The organism is Rhodanobacter sp. Root179 (genome assembly GCF_001428465.1).
Classification (GTDB): domain Bacteria; phylum Pseudomonadota; class Gammaproteobacteria; order Xanthomonadales; family Rhodanobacteraceae; genus Rhodanobacter.
The window spans coordinates 22796-34757 of the sequence record NZ_LMHR01000051.1 but is presented as its reverse complement, the minus strand read 5'-3'; the positions used below and the strand labels follow the sequence as shown (position 1 = coordinate 34757).

Genomic DNA, 11962 nt, shown 5'->3' with positions numbered 1-11962 from the left:
GCCACGTTTCTCTGGCCACTCAGAGAAAGGTGGCTCGGCTGCCGTAGGCAGACGAAAGCTTTTGCTCTGATGCGCAGGCGCGCGCAAAAGCTCCGTTCGCAACGGCAAGTGCGATGACCAGCTTCGCTGTTTTAAAGCTGTTCCGGCCTTCGGAATGACGAGTGTGATATGCGCTACCACAGATGTGCGGACAGACACGTGGACGCGCAAATGTGCGTGCGCACGAACAGGCATCGCGCAAACGCGCAGCGCCTCGAGGGCGACTCAGAACGTGCGCTGCACCGAGTAGTCGGCCAGGGTGGCCAGCGCGTCGCGGTGTGCCGAAGGCGCGAGGATGGCCAGCGCTTCGCGCGCTGCGTCGGCATGCTGCAGGGCGCGCTCGCGGGTGCGCTCCAGCGCACCCGATTCGCCGATGGCGGCGATGATGCGGTCGAGCGAATCGAGGCCGCCGTGTTCGATCGCGTGACGCAGCGATTGCGCCTGTTCCGGGCTGGCTTTCTCCAGTGCGTAGATCAGCGGCAGGGTCGGCTTGCCTTCGGCGAGGTCGTCGCCGATGTTCTTGCCCAGGGTGCCGGCGTCGCTGGTGTAGTCGAGCAGGTCGTCGGCGATCTGGAAGGCGTAGCCCAGTTCCATGCCGTAGCGGCGCAGCGCGGCGATCTGGTTTTCCGGCAGGCCGCCGAGGATGCCGCCCAGTTCGGTGGCGGCGGCGAACAGCACGGCGGTCTTGCGTTCGATCACGGCGAGATACGCCGCCTCGCTGACGTCGGCGTTGCCGATGTTGAGCAGCTGCAGCACTTCGCCTTCGGCGATGGTGTTGGTGGTGTCGGCAAGGATGCGCATGATGCGCATGTCGTCCAGTTCCACCATCAGCTGGAACGAGCGCGAGTACAGGAAGTCGCCGACCAGCACGCTGGCGGCGTTGCCCCACAGTGCGTTGGCGGTCTTGCGGCCACGGCGCAGGTCGGATTCGTCGACCACGTCGTCGTGCAGCAGGGTGGAGGTGTGGATGAACTCGATGATCGCGGCGAGCTTGGTGTGGTGTTCGCCGCGGTAGCCGGCGGCGCCGGCGGCCAGCACGTGCAGCATCGGGCGCAGTCGCTTGCCGCCGGAGGCGATGATGTGGTCGGCGATCTGGTTGATCAGCACCACGTCGGAGGACAGCCGCTGGCGGATCAACGCGTCGACCCGCTGCATGTCGGCGGCGGCGAGGTCGCGCACCTGAGCGAAGTCGGCGGGTCGGGGAGCGTCGGCGGGCATCGAATTCATGGAGGCATCACAGCGGCGTAGACCGCGATTATACGGGCTGCAGGAACCTGCGCCGCGACATGTCGCCGCAAACGGGTGACAAGGCCTCCCCTTATAATGCCGGACATGACTTTCTCGATGTCCGACTTCCGGTGAGCAAACTCTCGCGTCCCGAATTGCGCAGCGCGCTGACCCTGGCCTGCGTGATCAGCCTGCGCCTGTTCGGGCTGTTCCTGATCATGCCGGTGTTCTCGCTGTACGCGAAGACGATGCCCGGCTCCACCGGCTTCATGATCGGCCTGGCGCTGGGCGTCTACGGCATCGGCCAGGTGCTGCTGCAGATCCCGCTGGGGCTGCTGTCCGACCGCATCGGACGCAAGCCGGCGATCACCCTGGGCCTGGTCCTGTTCGCCATCGGCGGGCTGATCGCGGCGATGTCGCACACGCTCACCGGCATCGTGATCGGTCGCGCGGTGCAGGGCATGGGTGCGGTGGCGGGCGCCGGCATCGCGCTGGTGGCCGACCTCACCGCCGAGGAGAACCGCGGCAAGGCGATGGGCATCATCGGCGTGTCGATCGGGCTGGCCTTCCTGCTGGCGCTGATCCTGGGGCCGCCGCTGGAGGCGATCGCCGGGCTGCCCGGCCTGTTCGGCGCCACTTCGATCCTGGCCTTGCTGTCGCTGATCCTGCTGTGGCTGATCGTGCCCACGCCGGAACGTGCGCGGGCGCCCGCCGCGGCGGGCTTCGGCGCCGTGCTGGCGATGCTGCGCGATGGCCGCATGCTGGTGCTGAACGGCTCGGTGTTCTTCCTGCACGCGCTGCTCACCGCCAGCTTCGTGGGCCTGCCGCTGCTGCTGGCGAACACCTTGCACCTGCCGGTGAGCCGGCACTGGGAGCTGTACCTGCCGGTGATGACGGTGGCGGCCTTCGTGATGGGCGCGAGCCTGCACCACATGCGCGAGGTGGCCCAAAGCCTGCGCATCGTGATGGTCTGCGTGGTGGCGATCGGGCTGGCCCTGCTGGGTTTCGCGTTCTCGGGCAGCCACCTGGCCGCGTTCGGCGTGGCCGCCGCGGTGTTCTTCTCTGCCTTCAACCTGCTGGAGGCCGCGCTGCCCAGCCTGGTCTCGCGGCTGGCGCCGGAGCATTTGCGCGGCGCCGCGATGGGCGCGTACTCGACCAGCCAGTTCATCGGCGCCTTCGTGGGCGGCACCCTGGGCGGCATGGCGCTGGGCCGGCTCGGGCCGGATGGCGTGTTCGTCTGCGCCGCGGCGTTCACCGTGCTGTGGCTGCCGCTGGTGATCGCCGGCGCGCGCCGGATGGGCCGCCAGGCCGCAGGCGAAGCCCAACCCGCGTAGCGGCCATCCCGGCACCGCCGGCGTTCGGACTGCGCCGGGTTTGCAATGGCGGATCGGCGGCCCAATGATGTTGCCACGGCGACTTCGCTGCATGGAGTACCGCTCCGATGGCTCATGAAATCATCGCGCTGATGGCGCAATACGGCGTGCTGCTGGTGTTCCTCAATGTGCTGGTGACCCAACTGGGCGCGCCGCTGCCGGCGGTGCCGACCCTGGTGGTGGCCGGTGCGCTGGTGGCCGGCGGGCAGATGAGCGTGGCTGCGGTGTTGCCGGTCGCGGTGGCCGCCGCGCTGCTCAGCGACGCGGTGTGGTTTGCCGCGGGGCGGCGTTACGGCGGCGGCGTGATGCGCCTGCTGTGCCGCATTTCGCTGTCGCCCGATTCCTGCGTGGAGCGCTCCGAGCTGCACTTCCAGCGCTGGCGCGGACAGATCCTGCTGATCGCCAAGTTCGTTCCCGGACTGGCCACGGTGGCGCCGCCGCTGACCGGTGCGATGGGCCTGCCGCTTTCCAGGTTCCTGCTGTTCGACGGCGTCGGCTCGGCGCTGTGGGCCGCGGTGGCGATCGGGCTGGGCTATGCGTTCGCGGCCCAGATCGACGACCTGCTGGCCGCGATCGCCAACGCCGGCACGCTGGCGCTGGAGGCGATGCTGGTGCTGCTGGCGCTGTACGTGCTGGCGCGCTGGTGGCAGCGCCGGCAGTTGCTGCGCACGCTGCGCATGGCGCGCATCTCGGTGGACGAACTGCATCAGGCGATGCAGTCCGCCCGGGCGCCGGTGGTGCTGGACGTGCGGGCGCCGGGCTCGCGCCTGCTTGATACCCGGATGCTGCCCGGCGCCCTGCTGCTGGACGAGCACGGCATCGACCGCAGCGTGAACGACATTCCGTTCGACCACGAGCTGGTGGTCTACTGCAATTGCCCCAACGAGGTCTCCGCCGCCCGCGTGGCCAAGGTGCTGATCGGCCAGGGCTACCGGCGGGTACGTCCGCTGCTGGGCGGGCTGGAGGCCTGGGACGCGGCCGGCTACGGCATCGAGCGGCTGCCGCCGCCGTCCGGGATGGCCGACCCGCAGACGGCCGATCTGCCGGCCTGAACCTCCGCCCGGGGCAGACAGCCCGCCCCGGCGCGGGCGTACGGATTTCCGGGCCGGGGCGCTGGATTCGTCCCGCGGCGCAGGTATCATGGCCAGCCAGTTTCATCACTCCGCCCGCAACCCATCGAAAAATTTGCGGCCGGCTCAACCGAGGACACATCCATGGCACGTGGCATCAACAAGGTCATCCTGGTCGGCAACCTGGGTTCCGACCCCGAACTGCGCAGCACCGGCAGCGGCACCAGCATCTGCAGCTTCAGCCTGGCCACTTCCGAATCCTGGACCGACAAGCAGTCCGGCGAGAAGCAGGAACGCACCGAGTGGCACCGGATCAAGATCTTCGGCCGCCTCGGCGAAATCGCCGCCGAGTACCTGAAGAAGGGGCGCCAGGTCTATATCGAAGGCTCGATCCGCACCGACAAGTTCACCGGCAAGGACGGCGTCGAGAAATACTTCACCGACATCATCGCCAGCGAGATGCAGATGCTGGGCAGCAACGAAGGTGGCGGCGGCGGTGGTGGCGGTGGCTACCAGCGCGAGCGTCCGCAGAGCGGCGGCCAGCGCCAGGGCGGCGGCAACTACGGCGGCGGCCAGTCGCAGCCGCGCGGCGGCGACAACTACGGCAACCAGTCGCGGCAGGCGCCGGCTCCGGCCGACAGCGGCTTTGCGGATGACGAAATTCCGTTCTGATCCCGCGCCACTGCGGCAAGCCGAAAAGCCCATGCACTGCATGGGCTTTTTCTTTGCGCGGCGCGGCTCACCTGTCGTTGACCCGGCCTGCGCATACTCGGCGCGAATGGCCACAGATCCTGCGCATGCGAACGCCTCCGACCCGCGAATCGAAACGCGTGCGATGGGTCTGGTCCATGTCAGCGATGCGCAGCCGGGCCTGAGCCGGCGACGACGGGGCAAAGGCTTCAGTTACCGCGATGCGGATGGCCGGCCGGTGACGGATCGCGACGAGCTGGCACGCATCCGCGCGCTGGCGATACCGCCGGCGTATACCCGCGTGTGGATCTGCAGCCATCCGCGCGGCCACCTGCAGGCCACCGGCTACGACGCCCGCGGGCGCAAGCAGTACCGCTACCACCCGCGCTGGCGCGAGTACCGCGACCTGGGCAAGTTCGACCGGATCATGGCCTTCGGCAAGGCGCTGCCCGCGTTGCGCCGGCGCGTGCGGCGGGACCTGGCCGTGGACGGCCTGCCCCGCGACAAGCTGCTGGCCCTGCTGGTGCGCCTGCTCGACGACACCCTGATCCGCATCGGCAACGACTGCTATACCCGCGACAACCGCAGCTACGGGCTCACCACCTTGCGCACGCGCCACGTGCGCGCGCAGCGCGGGCGGCTGCGCTTCGCGTTCCGGGGCAAGAGCGGGCAGGAGCGCGAGGTGGAGCTGGGTGACCGGCGACTGGTGCGGATCGTGCGCCGCGTGCAGCAACTGCCCGGGCAGCGACTGTTCCAGTACATCGATGACGATGGCCAGCGCCAGCCGGTGGATTCGGGGATGGTCAACGACTATCTGCATGCGGCCTGCGGCAATGGCCAGGAGCATGAATTCAGCGCCAAGGATTTCCGCACCTGGGGCGGCACCGTGCACGCGGCGCGCATCCTCGCCGGCACGCCGCTGCCGCGCAAGGGTGGCGAGCAGGCTCGCCGCAGCGCACTGGCGAAAGCGGTCGCCGAAGTCGCCGCGATCCTGGGCAACACGCCGGCCGTGTGCCGCGGCTCCTACATCCATCCGCGCGTGCTGGAAGGCTGGCTGGACGGCAGCCTGCAGCGGGCGATTCCGCCGGCCGTCGCGGCGCATCCGCGCCAGCTGGAGCAGCGGGTGCTGCGCTTCCTGCGTGCCGGTTAGCTTCAGCCCCCAGCAGGGGCTCGCACGGTCGACGCGTTGAAGCCGCGCCGTTGGCGGCTCAGGGCTGCGGGCTGGTGCTCGTCGGCGAACGGTCGTCCGGACGCGCCTCCTGGTGGGTGATGGCCAGGTAGAACCCGGCGGCCAGCACCGCGATCAGGCCCAGCAGCAACACCCGCAAGGCCACTCGCCGGCGATTCATCGCTTCGCTCCGGTTTGCCGGGCCAGCGCAGCCAGGGCCAGCGCCAGCTGGTGCAGGTCGGCGACCAGTTCGAGGTAGGCCGCGTGGCGGCGCTCCTCGCGCGGCATCCGCAGCACCGCCGACGGATGCCAGGTGGCCAGTCCGCGCACCGGCGAGGCCAGGTCGCGCCATTGCCCCCGCTGCGTGCTGATGCGGAACGCATTGCCGAACAGCGTCTGCGCCGCCATTGCGCCCAGGCCCACGACCAGGCGCGGCTGCACCCGGTCCAGTTCCGCGGCCAGCCATTGGCGACATGCGGCCTGCTCGGCCGCGTTCGCGCGCTTGTGCAGGCGCGCCTTGCCGCGCAGCTCGTACTTGAAATGCTTGACGGTGTTGGTGAGATAGAGCGCCCGGCGATCGAGCCCCGCCTCGGCCATCGCCCGGTCGAGCAGTTGCCCTGCCGGCCCCACGAACGGTGCGCCGGCCAGGTCCTCCTGTGCGCCGGGCTGTTCGCCGATCAGCATGGCTGGCGCGCGGGCCGGCCCTTCGCCGAACACGGTATGCGTGGCATGGCGCCACAACGGACAGTCGCGGCAATCCGCCGCCTTGCGGCGCAAGGTCGCCAGGTGGCCTGTGGGCACGTGCTCGACGGGTTTTGCCAGCGCAATCACGAGCGGAACCGCATCGGCAGTGAGATCGACATGTCGTTGTGCCCGTGCAGGTCGGGGATGCGAAGCTTCCACGCCACGGTCGCCGCGGCGCGTCCGCACCATCGCAGGCCACCGGTGCATGGGCTGTCAACGCGCTCGGCGCCTGCACCGGTCACGTGCTGCTCACGGCAAGGCGACGTCGACTGTACGGCCCGTCGAACATGCTGCGGCTTTCGATCATGGAGCACGTCATGTCTTTCAATCTCACCGGTCGCCGCATCGCCATCCTCGCCACCGACGGCTTCGAGCAGTCCGAACTGACCGAGCCGAAGCGCCTGCTGGAACAGGCCGGCGCGCAGACCGACGTGATCGCGCCCGGCGGCGCCAGCCGGATCAAGGGCTGGAGCAAGGGCGACTGGGGCGAGCAGGTGGCCGTGGACGTGGCGCTGAAAGACGCCACGCCCGAACCGTACGACGCCATCGTGCTCCCCGGCGGCGTGATGAACCCGGACAAGCTGCGGCTGGAACCGGCCGCCATCGCCCTGATCAAGGCCTTCGACGACGCGGGCAAGCCGGTGGCGGCGATCTGCCATGGTCCGTGGACGCTGATCGACGCTGGCCTGGTCAGGAACCGCCAGGTCACCTCGTGGCCCTCGCTGCGCAAGGATCTGGAAAATGCCGGCGCGCACTGGCAGGACAGCGAAGTCGTGCGCGATGGCCAGCTGATCACCAGCCGCAAGCCCGATGACATTCCGGCCTTTGCCGACGCCATCATCGACGCGCTGGGCGCCACCGCGTAAGGCCATGGCCGAAGGCGGGATTCAACCGAGCCTGTCCATCACCTCGTCGAGGTTCTGCCGCAGCTCGCCGATGCTTTCCCACGGATCGCTGCGCAGGCGCGCCAGCCGTTTCGGCGTGGAGTGGATGTCGAAGTCGTGGCCGCTTTTCAGCTTGCCCAGTTCGTTCCAGCGCAGCGGCATCGCCACCGGCGCGCCGGTTCGCGCGCGCAGCGAGTACGAGGCCACGCTGGTGGCGCCGCGGCTGTTGCGCAGGTAGTCGATGTAGATCAGGCCGCCCCGCCGCGCCTTGCTGGCGGTGGCGATGAACTCCAGCGGATGGGCCTGCGCCAGCGAGCTGGCGAAGGCCTGGGCGAAGCCCTTTGCCTGCGGCCACGGACAACCGGGGTTGAGCGGCACCACCACGTGCAGGCCCTTGCCGCCGGTGGTGCGCAGAAACGATTCCAGCCCCAGTTGTGCCAGCAGCCTGTGCACCAGCCGCGCGGCGGCCGCCACGCGATCCCAGGCCACGTCCTCGCCGGGGTCGAGATCGAACACCACGCGGTCGGCCTTGTCCGGCTGCGCGATGGTCGCGCCCCAGGGATGGAATTCCAGCGCGCCGAACTGCACCAGTTCGATCACCGAATCGGCATCGCGCGGATAGATGTAGGTGGCCTGGGCGCCGGACTCTTCCTTCAGCTTCGCGCTGCCCACGTGCTTCAGTCCCTGGATCATGTGCTTCTGGAAGAAGCAGGCCTTCTCGGTGCCTTCCGGGCAACGAATCACCGAGGTGGGCCGATCCACCACGCCGGGCAGGAACCATGTCATCACGCTGGCGTAGTAGTCGGCCACTTCCTGCTTGGTGATGCCGTCCTCGGGATACACCACGCGATCGGGGTGGGTGATGGTGATGTCGGCGGCCCTGGCGCGCTTGCGACGAGTGGACGTCCTGGCGGCGGGCGCGGAAGGGGTGCGGTCGGAGTCGGTCAGGTCGGCGGCGGTCTTGTCGGTACGCATGGTCTTCAGGCTCGGTTGGCGCAACAGGTTCTTGTTGCCGATGCCGCGGTAATACACCTCGGCCACGGCCTTCGGCTCGACCCAGTGCGCGTCGCGCAGCAAGGGGTCGATCGCGGCGAGTTTCACGGTGGGCTTCCTGCTGCCATTGTCGGCAAGCGTCTTGCCCAGTTGCCGCAGTTGTTCGTCGCTGAAGCCGGTGCCCACGCGGCCCACGTACACCCAGCCGTCCTTCACCGACGGGTCGGGCCTGGCCAGCAGCAGCGAGCCGAAACCGCTGCGGCTGCCCTTGGGCGGCGTGTAGCCGACCACCGCGAACTCGTCGCTTTCCAGCCGCTTGATCTTCAGCCAGTCGTCGCCGCGGCCGGGCCGGTAAGCTGAATCGACGCGCTTGGAGATGATTCCTTCCAACTGCTGCTCGGTGGCCATCCGGAACGCGTCTTCGCCGTCACCGATCGCATGGCTGCTGAAGGCCAGGTGTTTCGGTGCGTGGGCCAGCAGCTGTTGCAGCAGTTGCTTGCGCTCCAGCAGGCTCACCCGCGACAGGTCGCTGCCTTCGAGGTAGGGCAGGTCGAACAGCATGTAGACCAGCGGCAACTGCGCCTCGCCGGACAGCGTCGCCTGCAGGCCGTTGAAGTCGCTGTGCCCGCGCGGATCGAGCGCGATCAGTTCGCCGTCGAGCCGGGCGGATTGCAGCCCCAGTGATTCCAGCGCCTGCACGATGTCGGGCAGGCGATCGTTCCACGCCAGCGCATTGCGCGACCACAGCTTCACCTCGCCGTCGGCGATCGCGGCAAGGATGCGGTAGCCGTCCCACTTCACCTCGTGCAGCCATTGCTCGCCCTCGGGCGGAAACTCGCGCAGGCGCGCCAGCTCGGGCTTGAAGAACTCCGCGCCGGGCGTGGCCGGGCGCGCGCCGTCCAGCGCGGCGGCGGCCTTCGCCAGGCGCAGCCGCGGCAACTTCCTTCCTTTCGGCACGGCCTTCCTGCGCGCGGTGGACTTTTTCGCTGCCGCCCGGGTGGCCGGCGTTTTCGCGGCGGCGCGGGTGCTGCGGGTCATCTTCGCGTCGAGCAGGTCGTCCGCTTCCACGTCGCCGGCGAACGCGTCTTTCGCCTTGATCAGGAACCACGCGGGCTGGCGCTCCTTGCGCCCGCTGCGCACCAGGTGCCAGCCACCCTTGAGCCGCTTGCCGAACAGCTCGAAGCGCAGGTGGCCCTTCAGCAACTGCGCCTCGGCGTCGCCCTCGGTGGTCCACACGCCCAGATCGAACTGATCGACGTGGCCCTTGCCGTAGCCGTGTTCGATGTCGCCCTCGAAACCCGCGTAGGAAATCGGGTGATCCTCCACCTCCACCGCCAGGCGTTTCACCTCGGGGTCGTAGCTCGGGCCCTTGGGCACCGCCCAGCTCTTCAGCGTATCGCCGACCTGCAGGCGGAAATCGAAATGGCGGCGGCTGGCGTGATGCAGTTGCACCACGAAGATGGCCCGGCCGTTGGCCTTGCCCGGTGCGTTGTCGGCCGGTTCGCGCGTCTTCGAAAAGTCGCGCTTGCGCTGGTAATCCCGCAGGTTGCCCATGATCGCTCCGGGTCAGCTGGTCGGTCCGCCCATCACCGGCAGCACTGCGCCGGAGATGTAGCTGGCGCACGAGGGCGCGGCGAGAAAGACGTAGGCGGGGGCGAGTTCCTCCGGTTGCGCGGGGCGACCCATCGCGCTGGACTTGCCGAACTCGCGCACGCGTTCGGCCGGCTGGTCGGCGGGATTCAGCGGCGTCCACACCGGGCCGGGCGCGACGGCGTTCACCCGGATGCCGCGCGACACCATGTTCGAGGCCAGCGCTTTGGTGAACGCATGGATGCCGCCCTTGGTCATCGAATAGTCGAGCAGCTTGTCATTGCCGAACAGCCCGGTCTCCGAGCCGGTGTTGATGATCGAGCAGCCGCTGCCCAGGTGCGGCGAGGCGGCCCTGGCCATCTGGAAATAGCCGTACAGATTGGTGCGCAGGGTCTCGTCGAAATGCGCGTCGGTGATGTCCTCGATCGAATCGGCATGTTCCTGGAAGGCGGCGTTGTTGACCAGCACGGACAGCTTGCCGAACGCCTTCACCGTCTTCGCCACCGCCTTACGGCAGAACGCCGGGTCCCTGACGTCGCCCGGAATCAGCAGGCAGCGCTGGCCTTCGCCCTCGACATAGTCGCGGGTTTCCTCGGCATCGGCATGCTCGCTCAGGTAGACGATGGCCACGTCAGCGCCTTCGCGGGCGAACAGCACCGCCACCGCCCGCCCGATGCCGGAGTCGCCGCCGGTGATCAGGGCGGACATGCCGGCCAGCTTGCCCGAGCCGGCGTAGTTGGGCGCCATGAACTGGGGGCGCGGGTCGAGGTCCTGCTCGCTGCCGGGCTTTTTCTGGTGCTGCCGCGGCAGCGGGTTTGCCGGCTTTTTCGTTGCGGCCGCCGGCTTTTGCGGAGCCGCCTTCTTCGATGCCGGACCTTTGAACGCCTTCTTGCGCTGGTCGTCGCGATCGGTCGCGGCCTGGATCGCACGCTGGCGCTCCACCGTCGCCCTAGCCGCCTTGGCGGTGCGCGTGGTTGCTGCCATGGTTCGGTACTCCGTGCGTGGGGATGGAAACCACGCTAGCGGCTACGGCGTACGCCACAGGTGAAGCAAGGGTCAGGGCGCATTTGACAGCACGTCCACGCGCGCCCCGCGATAGTCCGCGCTCAACGCCAGCTTGTGCCGCCGTCGGCGAGGGAACGCGACGCGCTGGCGTTCTGGTCCAACCAACCCTTGCCGGAGAGCGCCCGCATGGCACGTCCCATCTGGACCGGAACCCTTTCGTTCGGCCTGCTCAACGTCCCCGTGTCGCTGATGTCCGGCGAGCGCAGCGTCGACCTGCATTTCCGCATGCTGGACAGCCGCAGCAACACGCCGGTGCGCTACGAGCGCGTCAATGCCGAAACCGGCGAAGAGGTGCCGTGGAAGGAGATCGTCAAGGCCTTCGAATACGCCAAGGGAAGCTACGTCGTGCTGGAGCCGGAGGACATCAAGTCCGCCGCCGCCGACGGACGCGAGGTGGTCGACGTGAAGGCCTTCGTCGAGGCCGATTCGATCGGCCCCGAATATTTCGAGAAGCCGTACTTCCTGGTGCCCGGCAAGAAGGCGGAGAAGGGCTACGTGCTGCTGCGCGAAGTGCTCAAGCGCACCGGCCGCATCGGCATCGCGCGGGTGGTGATCCGCACCCGCGAATATCTTTCCGCGGTGATGCCGCGCGGCAATGCGCTGGTGCTGATGCTGCTGCGCTATCCGCAGGAGCTGGTCGACGCGGAGGATTACAAGATTCCCGAAGGCGCCGCGTCGCAATACCGGATCTCGCCCAGGGAGATCCAGATGGCCGAACAGCTGATCGAATCGATGAGCGACGAGTGGAATCCGGCCGAGTACCGCGACGAATTCCGCGACCGCCTGCGCAAGGTGATCGAGAAGCGGATGAAGTCGAAGGGTGTGGTGACCACCGAATCGGAAGACGAAGCCGACATGCCGGAGAACGCCACCACCAACGTGGTCGACTTCATGTCGCTGCTGCAGAAGAGCCTGGCAAGCAACAAGCGCACGCCCGCGAAGAAGACCGCGGCGAAATCCGCCGGCAAAACCGCCCGCGGCAAGAGCACGGACAAGCCGGCGGGCAAGTCGACGGCAGGGAAGAAGTCCGCCGCTAAAAAAACGCCTGCCAAAAAGCGCGCGGCAACCCGCAAGGCAGGTTGAGCGTTCGTGCGGGCATGCCGACGACGCGTCGATCCA

11 protein-coding genes are annotated in these 11962 nt (G+C 68.4%); 6 read left to right on the top strand and 5 right to left on the bottom strand.

Going from position 1 to position 11962, the window contains the following annotated elements; genetic code table 11:
- Positions 1–264 precede the first annotated feature (264 nt).
- Positions 265–1266: a polyprenyl synthetase family protein gene (locus tag ASD82_RS03730; protein WP_056715599.1), complete on the bottom strand. Its 1002-nt coding sequence runs from the start codon at positions 1264–1266 to the stop codon at positions 265–267.
- A 131-nt stretch (positions 1267–1397) separates the two neighbouring features.
- On the opposite strand from ASD82_RS03730, the gene ASD82_RS03725 reads away from it, so the two are divergent.
- From ASD82_RS03725 to ASD82_RS03710, 4 genes are all read left to right on the top strand, one after another.
- Positions 1398–2600 carry an MFS transporter gene (locus ASD82_RS03725; RefSeq protein ID WP_056715596.1) on the top strand — a complete coding sequence of 401 codons (1203 nt, stop codon included), beginning with the start codon at positions 1398–1400 and terminating at the stop codon, positions 2598–2600.
- Between the two features lie 107 nt (positions 2601–2707).
- A complete protein-coding gene (locus tag ASD82_RS03720; RefSeq protein ID WP_056715593.1) occupies positions 2708–3691 on the top strand; it encodes a DedA family protein/thiosulfate sulfurtransferase GlpE in 984 nt (327 codons plus the stop codon).
- Positions 3692–3853: 162 nt separating this feature from the next.
- The gene (gene ssb / locus ASD82_RS03715) at positions 3854–4381 is read left to right on the top strand and encodes a single-stranded DNA-binding protein (RefSeq protein WP_056715591.1); all 528 of its coding nucleotides are present in this window, start codon (positions 3854–3856) and stop codon (positions 4379–4381) included.
- Between the two features lie 106 nt (positions 4382–4487).
- Complete coding sequence (locus ASD82_RS03710) at positions 4488–5549, top strand: DNA topoisomerase IB (protein WP_056715586.1); 1062 nt, start codon at positions 4488–4490, stop codon at positions 5547–5549.
- A gap of 58 nt (positions 5550–5607) precedes the next feature.
- Here the strand turns inward: ASD82_RS03710 and ASD82_RS17610 are convergent, their stop codons facing one another.
- Together ASD82_RS17610 and ASD82_RS03705 are read right to left on the bottom strand one after the other, a co-directional pair.
- Complete coding sequence (locus ASD82_RS17610; RefSeq protein WP_157599177.1) at positions 5608–5748, bottom strand: hypothetical protein; 141 nt, start codon at positions 5746–5748, stop codon at positions 5608–5610.
- Complete coding sequence (locus tag ASD82_RS03705) at positions 5745–6398, bottom strand: UdgX family uracil-DNA binding protein (RefSeq protein WP_056715614.1); 654 nt, start codon at positions 6396–6398, stop codon at positions 5745–5747. The genes ASD82_RS17610 and ASD82_RS03705 overlap by 4 nt, the downstream gene beginning before the upstream one ends.
- Before the next feature lie 230 nt (positions 6399–6628).
- Between ASD82_RS03705 and ASD82_RS03700 the strand changes: the two genes are divergently transcribed.
- On the top strand, positions 6629–7177 hold the full coding sequence (locus ASD82_RS03700) for a type 1 glutamine amidotransferase domain-containing protein (protein WP_056715611.1): 549 nt from the start codon (positions 6629–6631) through the stop codon (positions 7175–7177).
- 21 nt (positions 7178–7198) lie between these two features.
- Here ASD82_RS03700 and ligD read toward each other — a convergent pair whose 3' ends face one another.
- Positions 7199–9742 carry a DNA ligase D gene (gene ligD, locus ASD82_RS03695; protein WP_056715584.1) on the bottom strand — a complete coding sequence of 848 codons (2544 nt, stop codon included), beginning with the start codon at positions 9740–9742 and terminating at the stop codon, positions 7199–7201.
- Between the two features lie 12 nt (positions 9743–9754).
- Complete coding sequence (locus tag ASD82_RS03690; RefSeq protein WP_056715580.1) at positions 9755–10762, bottom strand: SDR family oxidoreductase; 1008 nt, start codon at positions 10760–10762, stop codon at positions 9755–9757.
- Between the two features lie 207 nt (positions 10763–10969).
- Between ASD82_RS03690 and ASD82_RS03685 the strand changes: the two genes are divergently transcribed.
- Positions 10970–11926, top strand: coding sequence for a Ku protein (locus ASD82_RS03685; protein WP_056715577.1), 957 nt, complete (start codon positions 10970–10972; stop codon positions 11924–11926).
- Positions 11927–11962 lie beyond the last annotated feature (36 nt).

Bases quoted from the DNA above. Each gene is read 5' to 3' on its own strand.
- ASD82_RS17610 (WP_157599177.1), bottom strand. From the start codon at position 5,748: ATGAATCGCCGGCGAGTGGCCTTGCGGGTGTTGCTGCTGGGCCTGATC.
- ASD82_RS03690 (WP_056715580.1), bottom strand. From the start codon at position 10,762: ATGGCAGCAACCACGCGCACCGCCAAGGCGGCTAGGGCGACGGTGGAG.
- ligD (WP_056715584.1), bottom strand. From the start codon at position 9,742: ATGGGCAACCTGCGGGATTACCAGCGCAAGCGCGACTTTTCGAAGACG.
- ssb (WP_056715591.1), top strand. From the start codon at position 3,854: ATGGCACGTGGCATCAACAAGGTCATCCTGGTCGGCAACCTGGGTTCC.
- ASD82_RS03720 (WP_056715593.1), top strand. From the start codon at position 2,708: ATGGCTCATGAAATCATCGCGCTGATGGCGCAATACGGCGTGCTGCTG.
- ASD82_RS03700 (WP_056715611.1), top strand. From the start codon at position 6,629: ATGTCTTTCAATCTCACCGGTCGCCGCATCGCCATCCTCGCCACCGAC.
- ASD82_RS03685 (WP_056715577.1), top strand. From the start codon at position 10,970: ATGGCACGTCCCATCTGGACCGGAACCCTTTCGTTCGGCCTGCTCAAC.
- ASD82_RS03730 (WP_056715599.1), bottom strand. From the start codon at position 1,266: ATGAATTCGATGCCCGCCGACGCTCCCCGACCCGCCGACTTCGCTCAG.
- ASD82_RS03710 (WP_056715586.1), top strand. From the start codon at position 4,488: ATGGCCACAGATCCTGCGCATGCGAACGCCTCCGACCCGCGAATCGAA.